At 72.8% G+C, this 26,395-nt stretch carries 22 protein-coding genes and 1 pseudogene; 12 read left to right on the top strand and 11 right to left on the bottom strand.

Translation table 11 applies throughout. The features are described 5' to 3' along the window. The first annotated feature begins 9 nt into the window (after positions 1–9). The 7 genes from nadC (at position 10) to ACIQD7_RS28245 (ending at position 4,522) form a co-directional block, all read left to right on the top strand. The gene (gene nadC / locus ACIQD7_RS28275; protein ID WP_402445248.1) at positions 10–1,029 is read left to right on the top strand and encodes a carboxylating nicotinate-nucleotide diphosphorylase; all 1,020 of its coding nucleotides are present in this window, start codon (positions 10–12) and stop codon (positions 1,027–1,029) included. Further along, positions 1,029–1,835 (top strand): type III pantothenate kinase, encoded by an 807-nt coding sequence (locus ACIQD7_RS28270; RefSeq protein WP_121833915.1) that lies wholly within the window; start codon positions 1,029–1,031, stop codon positions 1,833–1,835. The genes nadC and ACIQD7_RS28270 overlap by 1 nt, the downstream gene beginning before the upstream one ends. Positions 1,836–2,001: 166 nt before the next feature. Beyond that, the gene (locus tag ACIQD7_RS28265) at positions 2,002–2,574 is read left to right on the top strand and encodes a hypothetical protein (protein ID WP_390755817.1); all 573 of its coding nucleotides are present in this window, start codon (positions 2,002–2,004) and stop codon (positions 2,572–2,574) included. Between the two features lie 14 nt (positions 2,575–2,588). Further along, entirely contained in the window at positions 2,589–2,768 is a 180-nt protein-coding gene (locus ACIQD7_RS28260) for a hypothetical protein (protein ID WP_121832322.1), read from the top strand. Between the two features lie 138 nt (positions 2,769–2,906). Next, positions 2,907–3,386, top strand: a complete 480-nt coding sequence (locus ACIQD7_RS28255; RefSeq protein ID WP_402445246.1) for a BlaI/MecI/CopY family transcriptional regulator — start codon at positions 2,907–2,909, stop codon at positions 3,384–3,386. Positions 3,387–3,395: 9 nt separating this feature from the next. Then, on the top strand, positions 3,396–3,941 hold the full coding sequence (locus ACIQD7_RS28250) for an amino-acid N-acetyltransferase (RefSeq protein WP_121832324.1): 546 nt from the start codon (positions 3,396–3,398) through the stop codon (positions 3,939–3,941). A gap of 245 nt (positions 3,942–4,186) precedes the next feature. Further along, positions 4,187–4,522: an Lsr2 family protein gene (locus ACIQD7_RS28245; RefSeq protein ID WP_121832325.1), complete on the top strand. Its 336-nt coding sequence runs from the start codon at positions 4,187–4,189 to the stop codon at positions 4,520–4,522. On the opposite strand, the gene ACIQD7_RS28240 is transcribed toward ACIQD7_RS28245, so the two are convergent. Next, positions 4,501–5,091, bottom strand: coding sequence for an SCO3374 family protein (locus tag ACIQD7_RS28240; RefSeq protein WP_402445244.1), 591 nt, complete (start codon positions 5,089–5,091; stop codon positions 4,501–4,503). The two genes, ACIQD7_RS28245 and ACIQD7_RS28240, sit on opposite strands and share 22 nt — an antisense overlap. 486 nt (positions 5,092–5,577) lie before the next feature. Between ACIQD7_RS28240 and ACIQD7_RS28235 the strand changes: the two genes are divergently transcribed. Next, positions 5,578–8,100 (top strand): ATP-dependent Clp protease ATP-binding subunit, encoded by a 2,523-nt coding sequence (locus ACIQD7_RS28235; RefSeq protein WP_121832327.1) that lies wholly within the window; start codon positions 5,578–5,580, stop codon positions 8,098–8,100. Positions 8,101–8,168: 68 nt separating this feature from the next. Here the strand turns inward: ACIQD7_RS28235 and ACIQD7_RS28230 are convergent, their stop codons facing one another. Then, the gene (locus tag ACIQD7_RS28230) at positions 8,169–10,883 is read right to left on the bottom strand and encodes an NACHT domain-containing protein (protein ID WP_402445241.1); all 2,715 of its coding nucleotides are present in this window, start codon (positions 10,881–10,883) and stop codon (positions 8,169–8,171) included. Between the two features lie 572 nt (positions 10,884–11,455). On the opposite strand from ACIQD7_RS28230, the gene ACIQD7_RS28225 reads away from it, so the two are divergent. Continuing rightward, entirely contained in the window at positions 11,456–12,160 is a 705-nt protein-coding gene (locus ACIQD7_RS28225) for a M23 family metallopeptidase (RefSeq protein WP_121832329.1), read from the top strand. 22 nt (positions 12,161–12,182) lie between these two features. Here ACIQD7_RS28225 and ACIQD7_RS28220 read toward each other — a convergent pair whose 3' ends face one another. Beyond that, the gene (locus ACIQD7_RS28220) at positions 12,183–12,740 is read right to left on the bottom strand and encodes a TetR/AcrR family transcriptional regulator (RefSeq protein ID WP_161372831.1); all 558 of its coding nucleotides are present in this window, start codon (positions 12,738–12,740) and stop codon (positions 12,183–12,185) included. A gap of 102 nt (positions 12,741–12,842) precedes the next feature. On the opposite strand from ACIQD7_RS28220, the gene ACIQD7_RS28215 reads away from it, so the two are divergent. Next, positions 12,843–14,420: an MDR family MFS transporter gene (locus tag ACIQD7_RS28215; protein WP_402445239.1), complete on the top strand. Its 1,578-nt coding sequence runs from the start codon at positions 12,843–12,845 to the stop codon at positions 14,418–14,420. A gap of 71 nt (positions 14,421–14,491) precedes the next feature. Here the strand turns inward: ACIQD7_RS28215 and cseC are convergent, their stop codons facing one another. The 6 genes and pseudogenes from cseC to ACIQD7_RS28185 all read right to left on the bottom strand — a co-directional run. After that, positions 14,492–15,811 carry a two-component system sensor histidine kinase CseC gene (cseC, locus tag ACIQD7_RS28210; RefSeq protein ID WP_402445236.1) on the bottom strand — a complete coding sequence of 440 codons (1,320 nt, stop codon included), beginning with the start codon at positions 15,809–15,811 and terminating at the stop codon, positions 14,492–14,494. Next, the gene (gene cseB / locus ACIQD7_RS28205; protein WP_402445234.1) at positions 15,808–16,509 is read right to left on the bottom strand and encodes a two-component system response regulator CseB; all 702 of its coding nucleotides are present in this window, start codon (positions 16,507–16,509) and stop codon (positions 15,808–15,810) included. The genes cseC and cseB overlap by 4 nt, the downstream gene beginning before the upstream one ends. Before the next feature lie 66 nt (positions 16,510–16,575). Continuing rightward, positions 16,576–17,412 (bottom strand): hypothetical protein, encoded by an 837-nt coding sequence (locus ACIQD7_RS28200; protein WP_402445232.1) that lies wholly within the window; start codon positions 17,410–17,412, stop codon positions 16,576–16,578. Next, entirely contained in the window at positions 17,400–17,972 is a 573-nt protein-coding gene (locus tag ACIQD7_RS28195; protein ID WP_030219524.1) for a SigE family RNA polymerase sigma factor, read from the bottom strand. The genes ACIQD7_RS28200 and ACIQD7_RS28195 overlap by 13 nt, the downstream gene beginning before the upstream one ends. A gap of 177 nt (positions 17,973–18,149) precedes the next feature. Then, positions 18,150–19,076 (bottom strand): A/G-specific adenine glycosylase, encoded by a 927-nt coding sequence (locus tag ACIQD7_RS28190; protein ID WP_402445230.1) that lies wholly within the window; start codon positions 19,074–19,076, stop codon positions 18,150–18,152. Between the two features lie 511 nt (positions 19,077–19,587). Next, a pseudogene (locus ACIQD7_RS28185) lies at positions 19,588–20,220 on the bottom strand (phosphatase PAP2 family protein); the annotation flags it as partial. Between the two features lie 223 nt (positions 20,221–20,443). Here ACIQD7_RS28185 and ACIQD7_RS28180 point away from each other — a divergent pair. Then, positions 20,444–21,319, top strand: a complete 876-nt coding sequence (locus tag ACIQD7_RS28180) for a hypothetical protein (protein WP_402445228.1) — start codon at positions 20,444–20,446, stop codon at positions 21,317–21,319. A gap of 93 nt (positions 21,320–21,412) precedes the next feature. On the opposite strand, the gene disA is transcribed toward ACIQD7_RS28180, so the two are convergent. Further along, positions 21,413–22,537 carry a DNA integrity scanning diadenylate cyclase DisA gene (gene disA / locus ACIQD7_RS28175; RefSeq protein ID WP_121832335.1) on the bottom strand — a complete coding sequence of 375 codons (1,125 nt, stop codon included), beginning with the start codon at positions 22,535–22,537 and terminating at the stop codon, positions 21,413–21,415. 472 nt (positions 22,538–23,009) lie between these two features. Beyond that, the gene (radA, locus tag ACIQD7_RS28170) at positions 23,010–24,419 is read right to left on the bottom strand and encodes a DNA repair protein RadA (protein ID WP_402445226.1); all 1,410 of its coding nucleotides are present in this window, start codon (positions 24,417–24,419) and stop codon (positions 23,010–23,012) included. A 185-nt stretch (positions 24,420–24,604) separates the two neighbouring features. Between radA and ACIQD7_RS28165 the strand changes: the two genes are divergently transcribed. After that, the gene (locus ACIQD7_RS28165) at positions 24,605–26,395 is read left to right on the top strand and encodes a hypothetical protein (RefSeq protein ID WP_402445224.1); all 1,791 of its coding nucleotides are present in this window, start codon (positions 24,605–24,607) and stop codon (positions 26,393–26,395) included.

The following is a 26,395-nucleotide window of genomic DNA, read 5'->3' as shown; positions in this document are numbered from 1 at the left end:
GAGCCGTAAGTGAGCACGCCCGAGGAATCCCGTCCCGAGCCCGTGGACGTCCCCCTCATCCAGATCAGCGCCCCCGGGGCGGCGGCCGAGGAGGCCGGCGGCTGCGGCGACGGCTGCGGCTGCGGCGAGGAGTTCGAGTGCGGGCTCGACCCGGCGCTCGCCGGGCTGCTCGCCGACGCCGGCCTCGACCCGGTCCAGGTGGAGGACGTCGCCCACCTGGCGATCGCGGAGGACCTCGACGGCGGGGTCGACGTGACGACCGTGGCGACCGTCCCCGAGGAGGCCGTCGCCACCGCCGACTTCACCGCCCGCGAGGCCGGCGTGGTGGCCGGCCTGCGGGTCGCGGAGGCGGTCCTGTCGATCGTCTGCACCGACGAGTTCGAGGTCGAGCGGCACGTCGAGGACGGCGAGCGCGTCGAGGCCGGGCAGACGCTCCTGAGCGTCACCGCCCGCACCCGCGACCTGCTCACCGGCGAGCGCAGCGCGCTCAACATCCTGTGTCGCCTCTCCGGCATCGCCACCGCCACGCGCGCGTGGGCGGACGCCCTGGAGGGCACGAGGGCGAAGGTCCGCGACACCCGCAAGACGACGCCGGGCCTGCGCGCCCTGGAGAAGTACGCGGTCCGCTGCGGCGGCGGCGTCAACCACCGCATGTCGCTGTCGGACGCGGCCCTGGTGAAGGACAACCACGTGGTGGCGGCCGGCGGCGTGGCCGAGGCCTTCAAGGCGGTGCGCGAGCTGTTCCCCGAGGTGCCGATCGAGGTCGAGGTCGACACGATGCACCAGGTCCGCGAGGTCCTGGACGCGGGCGCCGACCTGATCCTGCTGGACAACTTCACCCCGGCCGAGACCGAGGAGGCCGTGGCGCTCGTCGCGGGCCGCGCCGTCCTGGAGTCGTCGGGCCGCCTCACCCTGGACAACGCGGCGGCGTACGCGGCGACCGGCGTCGACTACCTGGCGGTCGGCGGCCTCACCCACTCCTCCCCGATCCTCGACATCGGCCTCGACCTGCGCGAGGTGCGGGCCTGATGCTGCTCACCATCGACGTCGGCAACACGCACACGGTCCTCGGCCTCTTCGACGGGGACGAGATCGTCGAGCACTGGCGGATCTCCACGGATCCGCGCCGGACCGCCGACGAGATGGCGGTCCTGCTCCAGGGCCTGATGGGGATGCACCCGCTGCTCGGCGTCGAGCTGAGCGACGGCATCGAGGGGATCGCGATCTGCGCGACGGTCCCCTCGGTCCTGCACGAGCTGCGGGAGGTCACCCGCCGGTACTACGGGGACGTGCCGGCGGTCCTGGTGGAGCCGGGCGTCAAGACGGGCGTCCCGGTCATCACCGACAACCCGAAGGAGGTCGGCGCGGACCGCGTCATCAACGCGGCCGCGGCGGTCGAGCTGTACGGCGGCCCGGCGATCGTCGTCGACTTCGGCACGGCGACGACGTACGACGCGGTCACCGCGCGCGGCGAGTACGCGGGCGGGGCGATCGCGCCGGGCATCGAGATCTCGGTGGAGGCGCTGGGCGTGCGCGGGGCGATGCTCCGCAAGATCGAGCTGGCCCGCCCGCGGAACGTGATCGGCAAGAACACGGTCGAGGCGATGCAGTCGGGCATCATCTACGGCTACGCGGGCCAGGTCGACGGCGTGGTGGCCCGGATGAAGCGCGAGCTGGTCGGCCCCCAGGGCGACCCCTCCGACGTGACCGTGATCGCGACGGGCGGCCTGGCCCCCATGGTCCTCGGCGAGTCGACGGAGATCGACGAGCACGAGCCCTGGCTGACCCTGATCGGCCTGCGCCTGGTGTACGAGCGGAACGTCTCGCGCATGTAGGACCCGTACGGCCGCCCCTCCCGGAGAAGGGGCGGCCGACACGGACGGAGGGCCCCGCGCCGCCGAACGGCTGCCGACCGGCGCGCCGTAATGATCCCTAAGCGAAAATTGTCCGATTAGCGCGTACCGTCGGCCCATGCCCACGCCATACGGATCCCGTGGCGGCATGGCGTTCAGCGCGGACGAGCTGCGTGTGCTCCGCCGCGCCCTTGCCATCGCCCTTCACCCCGCCCCCCTCCAGGACGAGGACGTCCAGGACTGCCTGCGCCTGGCCGAATCCGTGGACGAGGCGGTGTGCGAGGCCGGCCGGCTGCGCGCCTTCCTCCTCGCCGACCTGGCCCGCTACCGCGAGGCCCTGCCGGGCTCCCTCAGCGGCTACCTGGAGCTCCTCCGGGACGCGCTGGCCGCCGGGTACGACCCCGGGGCCGACGACCTCGCCGCCCTGCGCGCGCTGCGCCGCAACCCCGCGGCCGCCGAGCTGCTCGCCCGCTGCCAGGGCCTCGCCGAACGCTCCGTACGCGCGCGCCTGGCCCGGGTCGTCCAGGCCACCGCCCCCGCGGCCGACCGCGCCCCCAGGGCCCGGCTGCTCGCCCTGCCCGGCGGCCGCACGGCGGCCGACGAGCCCAAGCCGAACCCGCCCGTCCCGACGGAGCGCCCGGTGCCCAAGCCCTCCGAGGTGTTCCCGCCGCGCCGGAGGCCCGTTCCGCCGCCCCCGCCCGAGGAGCGGGCCGCCGGATAGCTACCCTGGTCGCCATGGACTACGTATCCGCGCTCCTGCCCCCCGTCGTGATGGCCGCGTTCTTCATCGCCCTCGTCGTCACGATCGTCAAGAGCCAGGGCGGCCCGAACAAGGCCAAGGAGGACGCGGCCGTCGACGCCGCCCTCGCCCGCGCCGAGGCCACCCGCCAGCCGGGCGGTCCCGCCGCCTCCTGACCCCTTCGGGGTCCGCGTCACCGGGGACGTACGGCCTTCCGGGGCCGTGCGTCCTTTTCGCTCCCCCCGCGCCCGGTTCTGCCCGGTTTCCTGCCGTCAATCGACGCTTCGCGGCGTTTTGCGCACTATGGTGGCGCTGTGCCCCGTCCTTTGGGAGAGCTCGAAGACGCCGTCATGACGCGCGTATGGCAATGGAACCGCCCGGTGACCGTCCGGGAAGTTCTGGAGGACCTCCAGCAGGAACGGTCCATCGCCTACACCACCGTCATGACCGTCATGGACAATCTCCACCAGAAGGGCTGGGTCCGCCGGGAGGTCGAAGGCCGCGCCTATCGGTATACGGCGGTCTCCACCCGCGCCGCCTACGCGGCCGCGCTGATGAACGAGGCGTGGAGCCGGAGCGACAATCCCGCCGCCGCCCTCGTCGCCTTCTTCGGCATGATGTCCCCGGACCAGCGCGACGCCCTCGACGACGCCGTCCGGATCGTCCAGCGCGACACCCCGCTTCCGCCCCCCGCCCCGCCGGCCCCGCGCGAAGAAGCCGGACGCGAAGAAGCGGGACGTGGAGAAGCCGGACGCGAAGAGGCCGGAGGGGAAACCGGGACCGAGGAGCGATAGCGTCCCCCCATGTCGCCGTCTGTCTCCCCGGCCGCTTCCCCGGCCTCCGCCAAAGCCGTCACCGTACGCAGGGCCCGCACCGGCGATGTCGCCGCGATCCGCCGGCTCGTCGATCCTTTCGTCCGGCGCGGGATCCTCCTCGACAAGGCGACCGTCACGCTTTACGAGTCCATCCAGGAGTTCTGGGTGGCGGAACGCGACGAGGACGCCGTCGTCGTCGGCTGCGGCGCACTCCACGTGATGTGGGAAGACCTCGCCGAAGTGCGCACTCTCGCCGTCGATCCCGAGTTCAGGGGAGCCGGCGTCGGACATCAGGTGCTCGACAAGTTGTTGCACACCGCCCGATGGCTCGGGGTGCGGCGGGTATTCTGCCTGACCTTCGAAGTCGACTTCTTCACCAAGCACGGCTTCGCCGAGATCGGCGAGACCCCGGTCGACGGAGATGTCTACAGCGAGCTCCTGCGTTCCTATGACGAGGGAGTCGCGGAGTTCCTCGGTCTCGAACGAGTGAAGCCGAACACCTTGGGCAACAGCCGGATGCTTCTGCACCTCTGACCCGGAAGCGGACCGAACCGATCCCGAACCGATCCCGAAGCGGGCCCGGAACGACGCCCCGAACCCCTGTGGAACCCGCGGGGAACCCGTACGTAACCCGACCGGGAACCCCGCACGGAACCCTATGTCCGAATCGCGCACGTTTCCCGCGCCGCCGGGGTTCTGAACCTCTCCCAGGGGTTTGTGTTTTTCCGGGAAAAGCGGTTTCCTTTCCGCGTACTGCATTTTCGATGAAAGGAAATCCGGTGGCACAGAAGGTTCAGGTCCTTCTTGTCGACGACCTCGACGGCGTCGAGGCGGACGAGACCGTGACGTTCGCGCTGGACGGCAAGACCTACGAGATCGACCTCACCACCGCGAACGCGGAAAAGCTCCGCGGTCTGCTCGAGCCCTACACCAAGAGCGGCCGGCGCACCGGCGGCCGTGCCGCCGCGCCCCGCGGCAAGGGCCGGGCCGCCACGGGCGGCAGCGCCGACACCGCGAAGATCCGCGCGTGGGCCAAGGAGAACGGCCACGACGTGAACGACCGCGGCCGCGTCCCGGCGAAGGTCAAGGCCGCCTACGAGGACGCGAACCGCTGAGGCGGCAGCTGCTGAGCCGCCGGCCCACGGGCCCGCGCACTCAGCAGCCGCACCCGATGGCACTCGACGGCTGCGGCGGCCACGAGCCGCACCAGGCAGGGGGCGCCCCCTCCGCCCCACGGCGCGGCCCGCAGGGCCGGGAGCGAGGCCTCGACCCCGCGCCCCGGCACGGGGGCCCGCAGCCACACCGGGGCGTCCGGTGCGCCGGAGCGGTCCCGCCCCGGGGGAAGGGGCGCGGTCATCCGGCCGTCGGCGCCGAGGGCCGCGAGGTCCAGGGCGATCCCGCCCCACTCCAGCCAGTCGAGCAGTCCCGGCAGCTCCTCCGCGCTCCCCGCGGCCACGAGCAGCCGCATCCGGTGCCCCGCCAGGGCCACCGGCCCGGTCGCCGCACCGACCCGGCGCAGGACACCGCGACCGGCCGCGGCGGGCAGCTCCAGGACGTCGAAGCGCAGCCCCGTGACCAGTGCCACCGGCGGGCCCGCCAGCGTCGCCCAGCCGAGCTCGTCCTCGTACCACCGCGCCGGACCGTCGTCGAGCGGCGCGCGGGGGGACGGAACGGTGAGGGCCATGCCCGGAGGAACTCCCGCGGGGGCGTCTTGGTTACGCCCCCGGACCCGTTCCGGAGGGGCCCCGCCGTGACGCACCGTCCCCCGCCGGACGCGCAAGGTGTCCGGGATGGGGCGTACGAGTGCATTCGAGCGCGCAAGGGTGTTCGCTGGTAGCGGAGGGAACCGGGGTGCGCGGCATGGAGTGTCGGTACTTACGGGTAAGACATTCCTAGTGGAGAGGGGTGCCTCGCGGGCTTCGGCGTCTCACGTTCGCCATCGGCGTACTGAAGGCGCGGCTAACTACTTGGCCTGCGGGAACATCGTCTCGCACCATCGGGTTGGAGCATTTGTCGGCTGTTCGGCAGCAGGTCTCCCCACGGACAAGGGGGTGATCCGGACGGATGTCGGCAGTTGGAATGAGCGGTCCCCGCTTGCGGGACTAAGCTGCGGAAGGACAGGGAGGGGATCGACCCCTAACTGACTGACCGCTCTGAGGAGCGATTAACGATGTTCGAGAGGTTCACCGACCGCGCGCGGCGGGTTGTCGTCCTGGCTCAGGAAGAAGCCCGGATGCTCAACCACAACTACATCGGCACCGAGCACATCCTTCTGGGCCTTATCCACGAGGGTGAGGGTGTCGCCGCTAAGGCCCTGGAGAGCCTCGGGATTTCGCTCGAGGCGGTCCGCCAGCAGGTGGAGGAGATCATCGGCCAGGGCCAGCAGGCCCCGTCCGGGCACATCCCCTTCACCCCTCGTGCCAAGAAGGTCCTGGAGCTGTCGCTCCGGGAGGCCCTCCAGCTCGGCCACAACTACATCGGCACCGAGCACATCCTGCTCGGCCTCATCCGCGAGGGCGAGGGCGTCGCCGCCCAGGTCCTCGTGAAGCTGGGCGCCGATCTCAACCGGGTCCGGCAGCAGGTGATCCAGCTGCTCTCCGGCTACCAGGGCAAGGAAGCCGCCACGGCCGGCGGTCCTGCCGAGGGCACCCCCTCGACGTCCCTGGTCCTCGACCAGTTCGGCCGGAACCTCACCCAGGCGGCCCGCGAATCCAAGCTCGACCCGGTCATCGGGCGCGAGAAGGAGATCGAGCGGGTCATGCAGGTGCTGTCCCGCCGCACCAAGAACAACCCGGTCCTCATCGGCGAGCCCGGCGTCGGCAAGACCGCCGTCGTCGAGGGCCTGGCCCAGGCCATCGTCAAGGGCGAGGTGCCCGAGACCCTCAAGGACAAGCACCTCTACACCCTGGACCTCGGCGCCCTGGTCGCCGGCTCCCGCTACCGCGGTGACTTCGAGGAGCGCCTGAAGAAGGTCCTCAAGGAGATCCGCACCCGCGGCGACATCATCCTGTTCATCGACGAGCTCCACACCCTCGTGGGTGCGGGCGCCGCCGAGGGCGCGATCGACGCCGCCAGCATCCTCAAGCCGATGCTGGCCCGCGGTGAGCTCCAGACCATCGGCGCCACCACGCTCGACGAGTACCGGAAGTACCTGGAGAAGGACGCGGCCCTGGAGCGCCGCTTCCAGCCCATCCAGGTCGCCGAGCCGTCGCTGCCGCACACCATCGAGATCCTCAAGGGTCTGCGCGACCGGTACGAGGCCCACCACCGGGTCTCCATCACCGACGAGGCCCTCGTCCAGGCCGCGACCCTGGCCGACCGGTACATCTCGGACCGCTTCCTGCCGGACAAGGCGATCGACCTGATCGACGAGGCCGGTTCCCGGATGCGCATCCGCCGGATGACCGCGCCGCCGGACCTCCGCGAGTTCGACGAGAAGATCGCCGGCGTCCGCCGCGACAAGGAGTCCGCGATCGACTCGCAGGACTTCGAGAAGGCCGCGTCCCTGCGCGACAAGGAGAAGCAGCTCCTCGCCGCGAAGGCCAAGCGCGAGAAGGAGTGGAAGGCCGGCGACATGGACGTCGTCGCCGAGGTCGACGGCGAGCTGATCGCCGAGGTCCTCGCGACCGCCACCGGCATTCCGGTCTTCAAGCTGACCGAGGAGGAGTCCTCGCGTCTGCTGCGCATGGAGGACGAGCTCCACAAGCGCGTCATCGGCCAGAAGGACGCCGTCATCGGTCTTTCGCGGGCGATCCGCCGTACGCGGGCCGGTCTGAAGGACCCGAAGCGCCCCGGTGGCTCGTTCATCTTCGCCGGTCCGTCCGGTGTCGGTAAGACCGAGCTGTCGAAGGCCCTCGCCGAATTCCTCTTCGGCGACGAGGACGCGATGATCTCCCTCGACATGTCGGAGTTCAGCGAGAAGCACACGGTTTCCCGTCTCTTCGGTTCGCCGCCCGGATACGTCGGCTACGAAGAGGGCGGCCAGCTCACCGAGAAGGTGCGCCGCAAGCCGTTCTCCGTCGTCCTCTTCGACGAGGTCGAGAAGGCCCACCCCGATATCTTCAATTCCCTTCTCCAGATCCTGGAGGACGGTCGCCTGACCGACTCCCAGGGCCGGGTCGTGGACTTCAAGAACACGGTCATCATCATGACGACCAACCTCGGGACCAGGGACATCTCGAAGGGCTTCAACCTGGGCTTCGCGGCGCAGGGCGACACGAAGTCCAACTACGAGCGGATGAAGGCGAAGGTCAGCGACGAGCTGAAGCAGCACTTCCGCCCGGAGTTCCTCAACCGTGTGGACGACATCATCGTCTTCCCGCAGCTGACCCAGGACGACATCCTCCAGATCGTCGACCTGATGATCAGCCGCGTGGACGAGCGCCTGAAGGACCGGGACATGGGCATCGAGCTCTCCCAGTCCGCGAAGGAGCTGCTCGCCAAGAAGGGTTACGACCCGGTGATGGGCGCCCGGCCGCTGCGCCGGACGATCCAGCGCGAGATCGAGGACACGCTCTCGGAGAAGATCCTCTTCGGCGAGCTGCGCCCCGGTCACATCGTGGTCGTGGACACGGAGGGCGAGGGCGAGGAGCGCAAGTTCACCTTCCGCGGCGAGGAGAAGTCGGCCCTGCCGGACGCCCCGCCGGTCGAGGCGGCGGGCGGCCCTGGCCCGAACCTCTCGAAGGACGCGTAAGGCATAGCGCCTGAGCACGAAGGGGCGGCCCCGGAACCAGAACGGTTCCGGGGCCGCCCCTTTCGCGTTCATCGTCCCGGAAGGGCCCAGCTGCTCCGCGTGCGGTAGACGTTGACGCTGTGCAGCTCCCGGAAGCACTCCAGCTCGGAGCGGCCGTACGAGGGGAGCAGCTCGTCCCCGAAGATATGGAGCGTCTCGAGCCGGGGGAAGGCACGGGCGAGCGTTTCGAAGGACGGTCCGTCGGACGCGACGCGTACCCTCACGTCCATCACGCCCGGCAGGCCGAGGTCGGCGAGGTGTTCGAGCACCGGTGCCCCGATCTGGCAGAGGTCGAGGTACCGGACGTGGGGGAGCAGCGGGTGCAACAGCCCCACGCCGCGCTCCGTGACGTTGTAGCGGATGTCCAGGCGTTCGGGCCGGAGCCCGAGCGCGGCCAGGGCGCCGGCCTGCTTGTCGTCCGTCACGGTGTAGAACAGCTGGTCCGGGACCAGCTGCGAGACGACCTCCTCGGCGTACCGCTCCGTGTCGAAGCGGGACCACGCCCAGATGAGCTGCGAGCGGACCTCGAGCGACGGGTGACGCGCGAAGCGGGCGAGGTAGGGGAGCGCCGCGTCGGTCGTGACGCGGGTCGCGGTGATCACCGAGGTACGTGCCTCATCATTGCTCAGGTTCTCCGGCGAGCCCAGCAGCTCGAGCACCAGCGGACCGACCTGCGCCAGCTGCCGGGCCTCCTCGGGCGTACGCGGCGGAATCACCTCCCCCGTCCTCCGCAGCACCTCCTCCCGGAGGTCCGGGGACAGCTCCGTCGCGTGGTCCAGGGCCGTCGCCGCCAGGAGGGTGAGCCGCAACCGCACCCGCCGGTCCTCCGTCGCGTCCGCCGCCGACAGCAGCTCCCGCAGGATCTCCGCGCACTCGCGCGGCCGGGCGTGGCCCACCGCCATGCGGATGACGTCCTCCCACTGGTCGTCGGCGGCGTGGTGGACGAGGACGCCGATGTCCCAGTGGTCCACGAGGGCCTTCGCGGCGAGGTAGTCCTGGAAGGTGCGGTGGACGAACTCGACGGTGTCGGCGGTGGGCTCGCGCAGGAGGCCGCTGCGGTGGAGGAGGTGGGTGAAGACCCGGTCCGGGGGGTACGCCGAGGCGTCCGGGACCGCCGGGACGGCCTCGGCGACGATCGACGAGGCGCGGTCGCGGTCCATCTGCGTGCGCCCGTTGCGCGTCAGCCAGTACGCCAGGCGCTGGATCAGCTGGATCTGCGGGGCCTCGTCGAGGACGAGGCCGGTCGGGGCGCCCATGTCCCGCTCCCGGTCGCGCCGGGACAGGAGCATGGACAGCGCCGCCTCGTAGAGGGCCTTGCGGCCCCGGGGCAGGAAGCCGCGCCGGTCGCGGTGGAGGGCGCAGATCAGACCGCACATCAGGGGGTTGGTGGCGAGCTGGGCCACGTGCTCGGCGGTCCGCAGGGAGTCCAGGAGCGGCTGCTCGTAGACCGCCGCGTCCCGACCGGCGGCCTGGTGCCAGCGCCGTACGAAGGTGGCGACCTCCGCGCGGGCCATCGGCGCGAGGGTCAGCTCGGCGAAGCCGTCCGGGGCCAGCCAGTCGTCCCGTACGGCGGTGGGGCGCGAGGTGACGAGCCAGCGGTTGCCCTCGTACGCGCCGAGGAGGTCCCGCAGCCAGTCCCGGGCCCGGCCGCGCTCGGCCTCGGGGATCTCGTCGATGCCGTCGACCAGGACCAGGCCCCGCCCGGCCGCGAGGACCCGGTCGGTCCAGCCGTCGGGCGGGGTGAGCGGGCAGCCGGCGGCGGACAGGAAGCGGTCGGGGGAGGGCAGCCGCTCGCCGTGGCGGGTGAGGGCCCGCAGGGGCAGGACGAAGGGGACGCGGCCCCGGAGGTAGGCCATGCCCTCCGGCCGGTCCTCGGTCGCCGCCGCCGAGACCGTCAGCCACTGGACGAGCGTGGTCTTGCCGGAGCCCGCGAGGCCGCGCAGGAGGATCTTCTCGTGGCGGGCGAGGGCGAGGTCGGCGCGGACGGAGGCCTGTTCCCGCTGCCGGCCGGAGGTCTCGTGCGCGCCCTCCCCGCCCGTCGCCTCCAGGGACAGGTACGCCATGTCCAGCGGCCACTCGTCCGGTGAGTGGTGCAGGTCGACGCCGTAGATCGTCAGGCGGCCGTGCTTCTTCGCGAGGTGGGCCAGATAGCGGCGCTCGAAGGCCGCGTCCTCGCTCTCGGGCGCCGGGACGCGGGTGAGGACGGCGTCGACCCGGGCCAGGAGCTCGGCCTGGGCGCGGGTCTGCTCGACCAGGCTGCGGGCGATGAAGGTGGAGCGCTTGGTGAAGAACTCCAGGATGTGCAGGCAGGCCCACTCGGTCATGGTCTCCAGGTAGAGGACCGAGTCGGTGGAGAGGCCGTCGGGGGCCGGGGCGGCGGCCCGCAGCCGGCGGGCGAGGTCGCGGTGGCCGAGGCGCACGGCCTGGACGTCGTCCATGTCGAGGTCGCCCAGGGCCAGCAGGTTCGCGGCGAGGGCGTCGGTGACGGCCTCGGTCTCGTCGGCGGGGAACGGCGGCTCCCCGGCCCCCTGCCAGGAGCGTTCCACCAGGGTGGCGGCCAGCTTGCGGACGTCCTTCTCGGTGAAGGTGCGCTTCTCGCCCCGGAAGGAGACGAGGCCGGAGAGCCGGACCTCGGCGTCCTTGCGGACGAGGCCCGCCCCGGGGCCCTCGCCCGCCAGGAGCTTCTTCAGGAGCGGGCCGGTCGCGGCCGAGGCGAGGCGTGTGCCGATGAGTGCCGGTTCCATTGGTGACCCCCTGTGTCTCCCCGAAGCGGTCAGCGTAGTGGGGGAGGAGGCGGAGGAGGGGCGGCGGTGTGACCCGGGCCGCTTTCCCGGCCTTTTCAAAAGGCCCGGGACCCCTTTCCGTGGCCCCCGTCACGTGACCCAGGTCCCATCCGGAAGGGCTTTTCGCGTGACCCAGATCCCATCCGGAACGCCCTCCTGGTGACAAGGCGCACAGGGGTTTCGAGGGGTACTAACCGGAATAGTGGTGAACATTGGCGTTTATTTCGGACGTACGGGTACGAAGTGGCGGGTCGAAGGTCCCCGGGGGCCCCGGCCCGGGCCCGGAACGGCCTCCTGGCCGGTTCGGGGCGCCGAGACGTGCGGTTAAACCGGTTTTCTTGGGTGGTTATGTCCGATTTCGCAGCCCTCGTTCCCGGTGGTCAAGGCCTGAACTTCCTCGGTGATCGCTACGACGCTATGTCGTAGATGGGGTGTTTTGGCCTGGATGGGGGTCCGGGTTACCAAGGATGAGCAAGCCCGACGCCGCACCGAAAGCGCGCCGGGTCCCGTACTCCCCGGAGGTTTTCCCCCGTATGTCGAAGCGCGTTATGAACCCCGCCACCCGTGCCGCCGCCGTCGCTCTCGCCACTGCCGGCCTGGGAGCGTCGCTGGTGGCCGGAGCAGGGTCCGCCTTCGCCGCCGAGGGCAAGGCCGTCGTCCCGACCGCCGCGACCGCGTCCGCCGCCGTCGCCGCCCAGGCCGAGACCCAGGCGCACCTCGCCGCCCAGGTGAAGGCCGCCGCCGCGAAGAACGTCACCGTCAAGGCGACCGCCGTGAAGGCGACCGCCACCAAGAAGGCCGTCGCCGCCAAGAAGGCTCCGGCCTGGGTGAAGCCGGTCGCCTCCTACACCCTCAGCGCCAGCTTCAACCAGGGCGGCGCCATGTGGGCCCACAAGCACTCCGGCCAGGACTTCGCCGTCCCGGTCGGCACCCCGGTCAAGGCCGCCGGCGCCGGCACCGTCGTGAAGGCCGGCCCGTACGGCGGCGGCGACGGCCCCGCGTACGGCAACGCCATCGTGGTCAAGCACGCCAACGGCAAGTACTCGCAGTACGCCCACCTGTCGAAGATCCAGGTCAAGATCGGCCAGAAGGTCGGCGCCGGCCAGAAGATCGCCCTCTCGGGCAACACCGGCAACTCCTCCGGCCCCCACCTGCACTTCGAGATCCGCACCACCCCGAACTACGGCTCCGCCGTCAACCCGGCCGCCTTCCTGCGCGCCCACGGCGTCGGCATCTGATCGGCCGAACCCCGTAGTACCCCTAGGAGGCCCGGTGGGCCTCGTCGATGAGATCGAGGGCGACCTCGAGGACGGCTTCGTGCTTCTCCTCGGGGTCGCCCTCGACGTTCTGCATGAAGAACGTGCCCGCGTGGAGCGTGAAGACCGCGCTGATGCAGCGGACCTTCTCCTTGACGGGGAAGTCGTCGTCGTACAGCAGGCCGGTCAGCTCGATCATGCGCTCCTTGAAGGTGAGCCCGACGCTCAGCTCGCGCACGGCGGCCTGGTTCTCCTGCATGAAGCGGAAGAGCGGCGCCGCCGCGAGCAGCGCCACCTGGTAGCGGCGCACGATCTCCCTCTTGGTCTCGATCGTGCGGGGCTGCTCCCCGGCCCAGGCGATCAGCTCGTCCATCGGCCTGGTCAGGTCCTGGAAGATCCCGATCAGGATGTCTTCCTTGGTCTTGAAGTGGTAGTAGAGCGCCGCCTTGGTGACGTCGAGGCGTTCCGCGATCTCGCGCAGGGAGGTCTTCTCGTAGCCCTGCTCCGCGAAGAGTTCGAGGGCCACGTCCTGGATGCGCTGACGGGTGTTGCCTCGGGCCATGGGGTGCCCTCCACTTTCCAAAGAACTTACTTGACGACCGGCTAGTTACGGTTCTACCGTTCCCAGTGTAGTAACTAGCCGGGCGGCAAGTAAGGGAATGACATGGCGACGCAACAGACCGTTCAAACACCAGAGGGAGAGGCCCCGCCGGCACGCAGCGTCCGCGTCGTCCTGCTCGCCCTCATGATCGCGATGCTCCTCGCGATGCTGGACAACATGATCATCGGCACCGCGATGCCGACCATCGTCGGCGAGCTCGGCGGCCTGGAGCACCTCTCCTGGGTCGTCACCGCCTACACCCTGGCCACCGCCGCCTCCACCCCGCTCTGGGGCAAGCTCGGCGACATGTTCGGCCGCAAGGGCGTCTTCCTCACCTCGATCGTGATCTTCCTGATCGGCTCGGCGCTCAGCGGCATGGCCCAGGACATGGGCCAGCTCATCGGCTTCCGCGCGGTCCAGGGCCTCGGCGCCGGCGGCCTCATGGTCGGCGTGATGGCGATCATCGGCGACCTCATCCCGCCCCGCGAGCGCGGCCGGTACCAGGGCATGATGGCCGGCGTGATGGCCCTCGCCATGATCGGCGGCCCTCTCGTCGGCGGCACCATCACCGACCACTGGGGCTGGCGCTGGTCCTTCTACATCAACCTGCCGCTCGGCGCCGTCGCCCTCGCCATGGTCACCACCGTCCTGCACCTGCCGAAGAAGCCGCGGAACAAGGACACCCGGATCGACTTCGCCGGAGCCGCGCTCCTGACCGTCGGCATCACCGCCATCGTCCTGGTCACCACCTGGGGCGGCACGGAGTACGCCTGGGGCTCGGCCACCATCGTCGGCCTCGCGGTCGGCGGCGTCGCCGCGCTCCTCGCCTTCCTGTGGGTGGAGACCCGGGCGAGCGACCCGATCGTCCCGCTGCACATCTTCCGCAGCCGCAACTTCACCCTGATGTCCCTGATCGGCTTCATCGCCGGCTTCGTGATGTTCGGCGCGGTCCTCTACCTGCCGCTCTTCCAGCAGTCCGTCCAGGGCGCCTCCGCGACCAACTCCGGACTGCTCCTCCTGCCGATGCTGCTCTCGATGATGATCGTCTCGCTGGTCGCGGGCCGGGTCACCACCAACACCGGCAGGTACAAGGTCTTCCCCATCGCGGGCGGCGCCCTCATGACGGCCGGCCTCTTCCTGCTCTCCACCATGGACACCGGCACCTCCCGCCTGGTCTCCGGGGTCTGGATGGCCGTCCTCGGCGCCGGCATGGGCTTCCTCATGCAGATCACCATGCTGGTCGCCCAGAACAGCGTGGAGATGAAGGACATGGGCGTCGCCTCCTCCTCCACCACCCTCTTCCGGACGCTCGGCTCCTCCTTCGGCGTCGCGATCATGGGCGCGCTCTTCACCTCCCGCGTCCAGGACGAGATGGCCGCCCGGGGCGGGTCGGACCTGACGGCGCGGACCGCCCAGCTCGACGCGGCGAGCCTCGCCAAGCTCCCGGCCCAGCTCCGCGAGGCCTACCAGCACGCGGTCGCCTCCGGCACCCACGGCGCCTTCCTGCTCGCCGCCGGGGTCGCCGTCCTCGCCTTCGTCCTCGCCTTCTTCGTCAAGGAGGTGACGCTCCGGGGCGCGGGTCCGACCGCCGCGCAGGAGCCCGCCGACGGTGACGCGGCGAAGGTGTCCGAGAAGGTCTGAGACACCCGAATACGGCGGTGGGGGCGGGTCCCGGAAAAAGGGGTCCCGCCCCGTCGCCGTACCGGATGCCCCTACTGCTCCGGCAGCCGCAGGATCGGGAAGCTGCCCGTGTTCGTCGGCGCGTGGTCCGGGAGCCACAGGACCGCGATGGCCCCGCCCACCCCGTTCGGCGCCCCCTCGGACGCCACGTTCCGGAAGGTCAGCCGGGCGCCCAGGACCCGGGCCTGGCCGGACGCGATCGTCAGGCCCAGGCCGTGGCCCTGGCCCGCGCGGTCGCTCGACCCCGTACGGAACCGGCTCGGGCCCTCCCTGAGGAGGGTCTCCGGGAAACCCGGACCGTGGTCGCGGACGCGCACCACCCGGCCCTCGACCGTCACCTCCACCGGCGGCTTCCCGTGCTTGGCCGCGTTGGCGAGCAGATTGCCCAGGACCCGTTCGAGCCGGCGCGGATCGGTGTTCACCCAGGAGTCGTGGACGACCCTGACGACCACCTCGGGGTCCAGGGCCCGCACCCGCCGCTCCACGAACTCCCCGAGCGCGACCTCCTGGAGCTCGGCCCGCTCCGACGCGCTGTCCAGCCGGGCCACCTCCAGGACGTCCTCGACCAGCGTCCGCATCGCCTGCGCCCGGTCCCGCACCAGCTCCGTCGGCCGCCCCGGCGGCAGCAGCTCGGCCGCCGTGAGCAGCCCCGTGACGGGGGTCCGCAGCTCGTGCGCGATGTCCGCGGTGACCCGCCGCTCGGCCTCGATCCGCTCGTTCAGGGCGTCGGTCAGGGCGTCCACCGCCCACGCCAGGTCGTCGGTCTCGTCCCGTACGACCCCGCCGACGGCCTCCCGCACCCGCACGTCGGTGTTGCCCTGGGCGACCCGGCCGGCCGCCACGGCCGCCTTCCGCAGCCGCCGCGAGAGCCGGCCGCCGATGAACACGCCGAGCGCGCACCCGCCGAAGACCACCGAGACCGAGCCGATGACGAGCGCCCGGTCCAGATCGCCCATGATCTTCGCGCTGCGGTCGGCGAAGGGGATGTGCAGCGAGAGCACGTCGCCGTTGGCGAGCGGCACGGCCGCCCACACGTCGGGCGGGCCGCCGTTCCGGTGCTCCTGCACGTACGTGCCGCGCCGGTTGTCCCGCATCAGCCGGTCGAGCTGGTGCGGCAGTGCCGGATCGTTGATCTTGGTGCCGAAGCGGGGCTCCTTCGGCTTCGACGTCTCGTACAGCCGCTGCGCGAAGAGCAGCCGCTCCATCTGCACCTCGCGCGCGTTGTCCAGCATCGAGATGCGGGCGGCGTTGTGCACGACCACGCTCAGGACGACCGCGATGAGGGCGCCGACCGCCGCGATGGCGACGGCGATCTTCCAGCGGATCCCGGTGCGCAGGGGAAAGGGTCTCACCCGCCCTGGCCCCTGAGCTTGTAGCCGAAGCCGCGGACGGTCTCGATCCTGTCCTGGCCGATCTTGGCCCGCAGCCGCTGCACGTGGACGTCCACGACCCGGGTGTCGCCGCCCCAGCCGTAATCCCAGACCCGCTCCAGGAGCTTGTCCCGGGACAGCACGGTGCCGGGCGCCGACGAGAACTCCAGGAGCAGCCGCATCTCGGTCGGGGTCAGCGCCACCGGCGCCCCGCCCCTCCTGACCTCCATGCCCTCGGTGTCGACCTCCAGGTCGCCGAAGACGAGCAGCCCGCCGTCCCCCGGCTCGTCCCCGCCCTCGCCGCCGGCGGCGTGCCCGAAGCGGCGCAGCACGGCCCGGATGCGGGCCATCAGGACCGAGCCGTCGAAGGGCTTGGTGACGTAGTCGTCCGCCCCGGCCTCCAGGCCGAGGACGACGTCGATGGAGTCGGCGCGCGCCGACAGCATGATCACCGGGACCGTCGACTCGTCGCGGATGCGGCGGCAGAGGCTGACGCCGTCCATGCCCGGCAGCATCACGTCGAGCAGGGCGATGTCCGGCCGCCGCGCCCGGAAGGAGTCCAGGCCGGAGAGGCCGTCGGGCATGGCCGTGACCCGGAAGCCGTCCCGTTCCAGGGCGAGCTGGGTGGCCTCACGGATGACGTCGTCGTCCTCGACGAACAGGACATGGGTTTCGGCCATCGGGGGATTCCTCCGGGTCGTGCGCTTTCCGGGTCTCTTCGGGTGCGGAGCCTCTTCGGGGGCGGCTCAGCCCGTCGGGGGCTCGCTCGGCGCGGGCTCCAGGCCCTCGCCCTCGCCGACCGACCGGCTGTAGTCGTTGTGGACCCAGTCGTGCTGGGTGAACCGGTTGCCCGTCCAGCGGTAGGTGATCACGTCCTCGCCCGAGGGGTACGCGACCGGGTCGCCCTTCGCGTACACCTGCTTGGTGACGATCAGGTCGCCCCGGTCGATCGTGGCGTACACCGCCGCGTCCTCGGCCGTGAAGACGTTCTCGTAGCCGCCGCTCCGGTCGCGGTACACGTACGTGCCGATGCCGATGCCGTCGCCGCAGGTCATCACGTTGACGACGACGTCGGGGGCGGCCGCGTCGGTGAGGTTGCCGTAGGAGGCGTCCACCGGGTACGAGTCCGCGGCGCACGGCTTCAGGTCGGCCTTGAACCGCTCGCCGAGCTTCGGATCGCCCTTGAGCAGCTCGATCGGGTCCACCCGCTCCGCCGACTGGGGGCCGGTGGCGGCCGAGGGGGAGGGGGTGGGCGCGGCCGCGGCGATCCCGTCGGTACGGGCCGCGCCCTCGTCGCGCGAGCCCGTGCCGCCGGTGGAGCAGGCGGCCAGGGAGAGGCCGACGGCGACGAGCCCGGCCGTCGCCGTGGCGCCCGCCGCCCGGACGGTGCGCCGGGGGCGGCGACGCCCGGCCGCGAGCCGGTCGCCACCGCCGGAGGGGTGGTCGCCGAAGCCGTCGAAGGAGTCCCCGAAGGACCCGCCGAAAGGGGTGCCGTCCGGGCCGCCGCTCCGGCCGTCGCCGGAGCCGCCGTCGAAGGGTCCGTCGTGTCTTCCGCCGTCGGGCCCGTCGTCTATGCCGCGCACCGCTCCCGGCCCCCTTCGTCGCCTCGTACGGTCGTCCGCTCCCCGGTCCGCCCCAGGGCGCGGGCGTCGAGGTCGCGGCTCTCCAGCTCCTGCCGGAGCCGGGCGAGCGCGCGGTGGAGCGTGGACTTCACCGTACCGGTCGACATGCCGAGCGCCGCCGCCGTCTCCTCCGTGCTCATCTGTTCCCAGTGGCGCAGGACGACGACGCTGCGCTGCTTCGGCGCGAGCACCTTCAGGACGTCCATCAGGAGGGCCCGGTCGGCGTGCTGCTCGGTCGCGTCGGCCACGCTCGCGTCGGGCAGCTGCTCGGTCGGCACCTCCTCGAGCTTGCGGGAGCGCCACCACTCGGTCCGGGTGTTGATCATGACCCGGCGCAGATAGGCGTCGGCGAGGGACTTGTCGGCGATGCCGTCCCAGCGGCCGTACGTACGGGCCAGGGCCGTCTGGAGGAGGTCCTGGGCGTCGACGGGGTCGGCCACGAGACGGCGCGCGCTGCGCAGCAGGGCGTCCTGCCGCGTGCGTACGTACTCCTCGAAGTCGAGCACCTCACCGTGCCTCATCCGAACCGCCTCCATCCCCGTGACCTGCTTGTTCCCTCGTGTCGTGGACGACGCTACGGAGCGGTTGTCACGGGGCTGTGCGGGGCAGCCGTCGGTGGACGCACGGCTACCCATCGGTTGTGTAACAGCGGGGGAGGAAGGGGTTTCGGAGCCGGCCCGGCGGAGGAGGGGCGGGTCTCAGGAGAGCGGCAGGCGGTAGAGGTCGCCGTCCAGCGATTCGACGAGACCGTCCGCGACCAGGCCGTCGAGCGCCCGGGCCCGCTGCACCGGCTCGTCCCAGACCGCGTCCAGCGCCTCGCGCGCCACCGGGTCCGCCGAGTCCCGCAGGACGGCGAGGAGCCGCCCCCGGACCTGCCGGTCGGTCCCGGCGTACGTCTGGCCGCGCCGCGGCGGGCCGTCGTGCGCGGGCTTCCCCGCGAGCCGCCAGACGCACTGCCCGGAGATCGGGCAGCGCCCGCAGTCCTCGTTCCTCGCCGTGCACACCAGCGCGCCCAGCTCCATGGAGGCGGCGGCCCAGCGAGAAGCGGTCTCCTCGTCCTGCGGCAGCAGGGCGCGGGCGAGCCGCCGCTCGGCGGCCGTGGTGGCGTTCGGCGGGTACTGGACGCCGGTCGCCGCCCGCGCGAAGACCCGGCGCACGTTGGTGTCCAGGACGGCGTGCCGCTGCCCGTAGGCGAAGGAGGCCACCGCGGCGGCCGTGTACTCCCCGATGCCGGGCAGCGCGAGGAGCTGCCCGTGGTCGCTGGGCACCTCCCCGCCGTGCCGCTCCGTTATGGCCGTGGCCGCCGCGTGCAGCCGCAGCGCCCGGCGCGGGTAGCCGAGCCGGCCCCAGGCGCGGACCGCCTCGCCGGGGGCCTCGGCGGCCAGGTCGGCCGGGCGGGGCCAGCGCGCGAGCCACTGCTCGTACACCGGCAGGACCCGGACGACCGGGGTCTGCTGGAGCATGAACTCGCTCACCATGACCCCCCAGGCACCGGCTTCGGGGCGGCGCCAGGGCAGGTCGCGGGCGTGCTGGTCGAACCAGGCGAGGACGGGCCGGTGCAGCTCGGCGGGGACGGCGGGGACCCCGGGGATCCCGGCGGCGGAGGGCGTGTCGATGGAAGTCATGGCACCTCCGATCCTGACACGACTCCGGGACGTTTCAGTGCGCGTCGTACGGAGAGCTCCCCCGCGGCCCGGGGGGCGGGGAGGCGGGGTTCTCGTAGGAGGGGGCGGGGTTTCCGTACGAGGGGTCGGGGGCCCCGTAGGCGGGGTCGGGGTTCCCGTACGAGGGGTCGGGGTTCCCGTACGAGGAGTCGGGGTTCCCGTAGACGGGGGCCGACCCGTAGGGGGAAGAGGACCCGTACGGGGCGGGGGAGCCGTAGGGGTCGGCGGTCCCGTACGGGGCGGCGGCCGGGTCGTGCGCGGCGGCGGTCCCGTACGGGCCGGACGGGTCGTACGGGGCGGGGGCGTCGTACGGAGGCGTGGACCCGTACGGGGCGGCGGGGTCGTACGAAGGGGGGCCGTACGAAGGGGTCGACCCGTACGCGGGGGCGGGGGCCCCGTACGAGGGATCCGGGTTCCCGTGGGAGGGGGAGCCGCCCTGCGGGGAGGCGGGGTCGAACAGGGAGGGAGCGGGGGCGGCGGGGGTGGGCGTGCCGGGCCCCTCGCCCGCGCACCACAGCACCAGCGGGTTCCGGCTGGACCGGGCCGTCTCCACCAGGGACCGCACCGGCCGCTCCGCGAACCGCATCACCAGGAAGGCGACCAGGCCGCCGAGGAGCAGGCCGGCGGTCACGTCGTGCGGGTAGTGGACACCGACGAAGACCCGGGAGGCGGCCATGAGCACCGCCATCGGCACCGTGAACCGACCCATCCCGCGCCAGGACAGGGCGAGCGCGAGCGCGGCGGCGCCCGCGATGGCCGAGTGGTTGCTGGGGAAGGACCAGTCCCCGTACGGCGGGCAGGTGACGAGCGAGGCGGGCGCTCCGGCGACCGCGCGGCACGGACGTTCCTCGTCGATCAGCGACTTCAGCGACTCGCTCACCACGTAGCCGAAGGCGGTGGCGAGCGGGGCGAGCAGCGCGAGCGCCATCGCCCGGCTCGAACCGTCGCGGGTGCGCCACCAGCCGGCCAGGAAGAGCACGCCGAAGAGCAGCAGTCCGGCCTCGGTCCAGACCTCGGCGAGCAGCTGGAACCAGTGCGGCGTGGCGTGGGCGAGGTCGGCGACGTCGAGATACAGACGGTCGGAGAGGTCGAGGAGGGTGTCCATGGGGAACGACGCTAACCGGAATCGGGAGCGCCTCGTCCCGGGCCGTCGGCCGGAACGGCCCCCGGCGAAAGCGGCGTGAGTCGATTCGCTCCGGTTGGACCCGTTTTCACTCGCGGACCCGGAAAAAGTTCCCGGAAAGACGGATGTGATCATCGGCAAAACTTGAGGTCTCGGGCGGCGGGTGGGGCGGGAGTTGGGCCGGATCTCTCGTAAGGTTCGGCTCGTGGGATCTTTGCGCAATCCGGTCGGGCCGCTTCCCTCCACCATCTACTGGCGACGGAGGGCGGTGGCGCTGTGCCTGGTGGCACTCCTCGCCCTGCTCACCGTGTGGGCCGTGACGTCCGGCGGCGGGGGCGGGAAGAAGCCGAACGACTCGGCCAACGGCTCGTCGCCCACCCCGCCCTCGATCACCCCCGGACCCTCCGGGTCGGGCCCCGCGATCAGCCAACAGCCCGGCGGACGCGACGAGTCGGGCGAGGAGGACGAGACCCCCGGCGCCAACGGCGGCCCGGGCTCGGGCGGTTCGGGCTCCGGCGGTACGGACGCGGGGGTGGACGCCGGTACGGGCTCCGGGGGCGCGGACTCCGCGGGTCCGGCCGGAGCCGGTGACCCCGACAAGAACGGCGACGGTGACGGCGCCGGGGGCGACGGCGGCGCGGGCACCGGCGCGGGGCAGCAGCTCCCGGCCGACTCGCCGCTCCCCAACTGTCCGGCCGGATCCCTCCAGTTGACGCTGAAGTCCGTCAAGGTCACGTACGAGACGGGGGAGAAGCCCCGCTTCCAGCTCGTTGCGAAGAACACCTCGGCCACCACCTGCAAGGCCGACTTCGGCCCCCGCAACGCGGTCCTGACGATCAGCGACGCCAAGGACGACGAGGTCTGGTCCTCCGCGCACTGCCCGCGCCCCGGCACCCCGCTCCTGCTGCGCCTCCCCGCGGGGGCGACCGTCACCCACGCCGTGGAGTGGGACCGCGGGCGCAGCGCCCCGCAGTGTGCCACGCCTCCGGCGGGCAAGGCCGGCCCCGGCACCTACCTGGTGGAGGCCGCGATGCCGGGCGCGAAGATCCTCCCGGCCTCGTTCACGCTCGCCAAGGACTGAACCGGCGAGGACTGAACCGGCGAGGACCGAACCGGCGAGGACCGAACCGCCAAGGACCGAACAGACGAGGACCGAACCGGCCCTCGCGCGTCCTCAGACGTACCGCTCCAGGATCGAGGACTCCGCGAGCCGGGACAGGCCCTCGCGGACGCTGCGGGCGCGGGCCTCGCCGACGCCGTCGACGGCCTGGAGGTCGTCCACGCTGGCCGCGAGGAGCTTCTGGAGCCCGCCGAAGTGCTCCACGAGCCGCTCGATGATCGCGCCGGGCAGCCGCGGCACCTTCGCGAGGAGCCGGTAGCCGCGCGGCGAGACGGCCGAGTCGAGGGTCTCGGGCGAGCCGCTGTAGCCGAGCGCCCGGGCCACGACCGGGAGTTCGAGCAGCTCGGTGTGGGTGAGCGCGTCCAGCTCGGTGAGCGCCTCCGCGACCGTCCGCGAGCGCTTCGCCGTCGGCTCCGGCACGTAGTCCCGGATGACCAGCTCGCGCTCCGGCTCCACGCCCGCGATCAACTCGTCGAGCTGGAGCGAGAGCAGCCGCCCGTCGGTGCCGAGCTCGACCACGTACTCGGCGATCTCGGTGGCGATCCGGCGGACCATCTCCAGGCGCTGCGCGACGGCGGTGACGTCCCGGACCGTGACCAGGTCCTCGATCTCCAGGGCGGAGAGCGTGCCCGCCACCTCGTCGAGCCGGAGCTTGTACCGCTCCAGGGTCGCGAGCGCCTGGTTGGCGCGGGACAGGATCGCGGCCGACTCCTCCAGGACCCGGCGCTCGCCGTGCACGTACAGCGCGATCAGGCGCATCGACTGCGAGACGGAGACGACCGGGAAGTTGCACTGCTTGGAGACCCGGTCCGCGGTGCGGTGGCGGGTGCCGGTCTCCTCGGTGGGGATGGAGGCGTCCGGGACCAGCTGCACGCCCGCCCGGTGGATCTTGGTGATGTCCTTGTCGAGGACGAGCGCGCCGTCGAGCTTGCACAGCTCGCGCAGGCGGGTGGCGGTGAACTCGACGTCCAGCACGAAGCCGCCGGTGCACATCGAATCGACCGCTTTGTCCAGGCCGAGCACGATGAGCCCGCCGGTGTTCCCCCGGAGGATCCGCTCCAGGCCGTCGCGCAGGGCGGTGCCCGGCGCGACCGCGCTCAGGGCGGCGCGCATCAGCGCTTCACTGCCGGAGCCCGCGCCGGACTTCCCAGGAGCTGCTGCCCCGTCCTTGGCTGCCACTGCACTCCTCCGGCTCGTACGGATGGGCGAGACCAGGGCAAAGTCTAGCGACACCGCCCCGCCGCCCTCCGCCCCCGACCGCACGCGGGCGGTGCGAAAGGCGTCCCCACCCGGGGCCGAAACCAACCCTTTCCCCTGCTGGAACCCTTCCCGGACACCATGCCCGACCCTTGCCGGAACCTTTACCGACCCCTTGCCGACCTCTTGTCCGGCCCCGCCCCGACCCACTCGCCGGCCCCGCCCCGACCCACTCGCCGGGCCCGCGCCGGGCCCGCCCCGACCCTTTCGCCGGGCCCGCGTCGACCCTTTCGCCGGACGCCTGCCCGGCCGGTGGCGGGCCCTTGCCGGGCGCCTTCCCGGCACCTTGCGGAAGCCCCCACCCCCCGGGGCGTGAGGCCCGGTTCTCCGGCGCCAGGCGCAGGCCCCCGGCCCCGGGCGTCGGGGGTGGCCCCGCCCCCGGGGCCGGGTCCCTTCACCCCTTCGCGTCCCCCGACGCGTCCGCCTTCGCGCGCCGGCTGCGGGGCAGGACCCGCAGCGCGTCGCCCATGTCCGCGACCTCCGTCACCTTCATGCCCGGCGGCACCTTTCCCGGGTCCGTCGGAACCAGGGCGTGGGTGAAGCCGAGCCGGTGGGCCTCCGCGAGGCGCCGCTGCACGCCCGTGACCCGGCGGACCTCGCCCGCGAGCCCGACCTCCCCGATCGCCACCAGGTTCTTCGGCAGCGGGGTGTCGCTCGCGGCCGAGGCGAGGGCGAGCGCGATCGCCAGGTCGGCGGCCGGCTCGGAGAGCTTCACGCCGCCCACGGTCGCGCTGTAGATGTCCCGCTTGCCCAGCGCGCTGATCCGGCCGCGCTGCTCCAGGACCGCCAGCATCATCGACACCCGGGAGGTCTCCAGACCGGAGGTCGTCCGGCGCGGCGACGGGATCTGGGAGTCCACGGTCAGCGCCTGCACCTCCGCGACCAGCGGCCGGCGGCCCTCCAGGGTGACCGTCAGACAGGTGCCCGGCACGGCCACGTCGCGCCGGGTCAGGAAGAGCCCGGACGGGTCGGCGAGACCCGTGATCCCCTCGTCGTGCAGCTCGAAGCAGCCGACCTCGTCGGTCGCCCCGTACCGGTTCTTCACGCCCCGGACCAGCCGCAGCCGCGCGTGCCGGTCGCCCTCGAAGCTCAGGACGACGTCGACCAGGTGCTCCAGGAGCCGGGGCCCCGCGATGGCCCCGTCCTTGGTGACGTGGCCGACCAGGAGCGTGGACATCCCGCGCTCCTTGGAGGCTCGGATCAGCGCGCCCGCGACCTCCCGGACCTGCGCCATGCCGCCGGGCGCGCCGTCGATCTCGGGCGAGGCGATCGTCTGCACCGAGTCCAGGATCAGCAGCGACGGCTTCACCGCGTCGAGGTGCCCGAGGACCGCCGACAGATCGGTCTCGGCCGCCAGGTACAGGTGGTCGCTGAGCGCGTGGATCCGGTCGGCCCGCAGCCGGACCTGGCTTGCGGACTCCTCGCCCGTGACGTACAGCGTCCGGTGCTCGTCGCTCGCCGCCTTCGCCGCCACGTCGAGCAGCAGCGTCGACTTGCCGACGCCCGGCTCGCCCGCGAGCAGCACCACGGCGCCCGGCACGAGCCCCCCGCCGAGGACCCGGTCCAGCTCGTCGACCCCGGTCGAGCGGGCCGTCGCCTGCCGGCCGTCGACCTGCCCGATGGGGAGGGCCGCGGTGGAGACCCGGCCCGCGGCGGTCGTCCGGACGGCGGGCGCGCCGTACTCCTCCACCGTCCCCCAGGCCTGGCACTCGGGACAGCGGCCGAGCCACTTGGCCGTCTGCCAGCCGCACTCGGTGCAGCGGTAGGACGGTCGCTCCTTGGCGGATTTCGTACGGGCAGCCATGCGCCCCACCGTAGCCGCCGCCACCGACAACGGGCCCCGGCCCGGCCCCCGGCGGCCCCGGACCCCGCACGCCCGTCCACGGAACGCCCGGTTCCCGTCCTCTTTCGAGGGATAGCTTCACCCGTAGGGATGAGAAGTGCGCGACCGGTACGAAGAGTGCCTCCGCTCTTGCCTACGGTCGCCCAGTGACGAGCAGCAGGCTGGAAACCCCCGCACGCACCACCGGCGCACACCGGGCGCACCGCGCCACGGACCAGGGACCGCGCACGCTCGGCCGCCGGCCCCCCGCCCGCTACGAGGACGCCCTCGACGGCCTCTTCACGTACTGCCTCTCCGTGCTCTGCGACCACGACACGGCCACCGCCGTCCTCGGCGACGTCCTCGCCGTGGCCGAGCGCCACCACGGGCGCTGCCCCTCCGACGAGGACGGCCGCACCGCCTGGCTGTACGCCCTCGCCCGCTGGGCCTGTCTGCGGAGCCTCGGCGAGCAGCGCCGCAAGCGCCAGGGCGCCCACACCGGCCGCCCCGCCGTCACCCCGCCCGAGCCGCCCCGGGTCTCCGCCGAGACCGCCGAGCGGCACCGCGCCGAACTCGCCCTCCTCGCCTGGCCCGAGGCGGCCGGCACCACGCCCGAGCAGCGCGAGGCCCTGGAGCTCGCCGTCCGGCACGGCCTCAGCCACCGCCAGGTCGCCGCCGTCCTCTCCCTCGACCCGCTCGCCGCCCGCGAGCTCCTGGCCACCGCCGGCTGCGAGGTCGAGCGCACCCGCGCCGCCCTCGCCGTCGTCGAGACCGGCAGCTGCCCCACCGTCGCCCGGCTCACCGGCGACCGGCAGCTGCTCCTCTCGGCGACCCTGCGCGCCGAACTCGTCCGGCACGTGGACGACTGCCCCCGCTGCCGCCGGGCCGCCGAGCGGGTGGGCGCGGGCGGCCCCTGGCCCGGCGCCGGTTCCCTGCCCCCGGACCGGCTGCCGCTGGTCGAGGCGCCCCGGGCCGCCGCGTACATGGCGATGCTGCACGTGCCCCGCGCGCGTGCCGGCGCCCCGCGCTTCGCGCCCACCGGCTTCCCCGTGGACCCGAAGGACCACACGGCCCGCCGCGACCGGATGCGGGCCCGCGCGGTGACCACCACCGTCGTCGCGGCCGTCGTCGCCGCCCCCGTCCTCGCCCTGTGGACCTCCTACCGGGGCACCACCGAGACGACCGCGCACGACGGGGGACGGGTCAGCGCGCGCGAGACGGACGACGAGACGGGCCCGGACGGCCGCCCGTACGACCGGTACGAGAACGCGGGCAACGCCCGCGCCACCCCCGAGCCCCGCTTCACCCGGGGCAGCCGCTCCCCCGACGTCTCCGTCGAGGTGGTCAGCCCCGGCGGCCCCACCGGCTCCGGGACGCCGTCCGGGCCGGGCGGGACCGCCCCCGGCTGGGTCACGGTCACCGCGCGCGGCCACGGCGACCTGACCCTCCTGACGCTCACCGCCGCCGGGGACGCGCCCGTCGACTGGGAGCTGTGGACGGACGCGCCCTGGCTGTACGTGAGCCGCGCCTCCGGCACCCTCCGCCCCGGCGAGCAGGTCACGATCGCGGTCCGCGTCGACCACGCGCGCGAGCCCGCGGGCGCGTGGAGCGCCCGGATCGGGGTGAACCCCTCGGGCGCGGTGGTGCGCATCACCGGGACCGGCCGGACCGGCCCGGGGGAGGTCTTCCACCCGGCCCCGAACGTCCCGGGCGAGCCGAAGCCGACGCCGCCGCCCCCGCCGGTCACGACGGAGCCGACCACCCCGCCCACGACCCCGCCGCCGACGACCGAACCGCCGACCACCCCGCCCCCGACGACGGAGGAACCGCCCACGACCCCGCCGCCGACGACGGAGGAGCCGACCACCCCGCCGCCGACCACGGAGGAGCCCCCGCCGACCACGGACCCGGGCACGACCCCGCCGCCGTCGGCGGAGGAACCCGCCCCGTCCTCCTGA

It is taken from the genome of Streptomyces sp. NPDC093071, from assembly GCF_044754545.1.
In the GTDB taxonomy this organism is placed as follows: domain Bacteria; phylum Actinomycetota; class Actinomycetes; order Streptomycetales; family Streptomycetaceae; genus Streptomyces.
This window is presented reverse-complemented; position numbering and strand designations above follow the sequence as displayed.

What these genes read in the sequence shown, in the direction of transcription:
- ACIQD7_RS28240 (WP_402445244.1), bottom strand. Translation starts at nt 5,091, where the DNA reads ATGGCCCTCACCGTTCCGTCCCCCCGCGCGCCGCTCGACGACGGTCCG.
- ACIQD7_RS28215 (WP_402445239.1), top strand. Translation starts at nt 12,843, where the DNA reads ATGGCGACGCAACAGACCGTTCAAACACCAGAGGGAGAGGCCCCGCCG.
- ACIQD7_RS28230 (WP_402445241.1), bottom strand. Translation starts at nt 10,883, where the DNA reads ATGGAACCGGCACTCATCGGCACACGCCTCGCCTCGGCCGCGACCGGC.
- cseB (WP_402445234.1), bottom strand. Translation starts at nt 16,509, where the DNA reads ATGGCCGAAACCCATGTCCTGTTCGTCGAGGACGACGACGTCATCCGT.
- ACIQD7_RS28195 (WP_030219524.1), bottom strand. Translation starts at nt 17,972, where the DNA reads ATGAGGCACGGTGAGGTGCTCGACTTCGAGGAGTACGTACGCACGCGG.
- ACIQD7_RS28220 (WP_161372831.1), bottom strand. Translation starts at nt 12,740, where the DNA reads ATGGCCCGAGGCAACACCCGTCAGCGCATCCAGGACGTGGCCCTCGAA.
- ACIQD7_RS28250 (WP_121832324.1), top strand. Translation starts at nt 3,396, where the DNA reads ATGTCGCCGTCTGTCTCCCCGGCCGCTTCCCCGGCCTCCGCCAAAGCC.
- radA (WP_402445226.1), bottom strand. Translation starts at nt 24,419, where the DNA reads ATGGCTGCCCGTACGAAATCCGCCAAGGAGCGACCGTCCTACCGCTGC.
- ACIQD7_RS28260 (WP_121832322.1), top strand. Translation starts at nt 2,589, where the DNA reads ATGGACTACGTATCCGCGCTCCTGCCCCCCGTCGTGATGGCCGCGTTC.
- ACIQD7_RS28225 (WP_121832329.1), top strand. Translation starts at nt 11,456, where the DNA reads ATGTCGAAGCGCGTTATGAACCCCGCCACCCGTGCCGCCGCCGTCGCT.
- ACIQD7_RS28235 (WP_121832327.1), top strand. Translation starts at nt 5,578, where the DNA reads ATGTTCGAGAGGTTCACCGACCGCGCGCGGCGGGTTGTCGTCCTGGCT.
- ACIQD7_RS28270 (WP_121833915.1), top strand. Translation starts at nt 1,029, where the DNA reads ATGCTGCTCACCATCGACGTCGGCAACACGCACACGGTCCTCGGCCTC.
- ACIQD7_RS28190 (WP_402445230.1), bottom strand. Translation starts at nt 19,076, where the DNA reads ATGACTTCCATCGACACGCCCTCCGCCGCCGGGATCCCCGGGGTCCCC.
- ACIQD7_RS28265 (WP_390755817.1), top strand. Translation starts at nt 2,002, where the DNA reads ATGGCGTTCAGCGCGGACGAGCTGCGTGTGCTCCGCCGCGCCCTTGCC.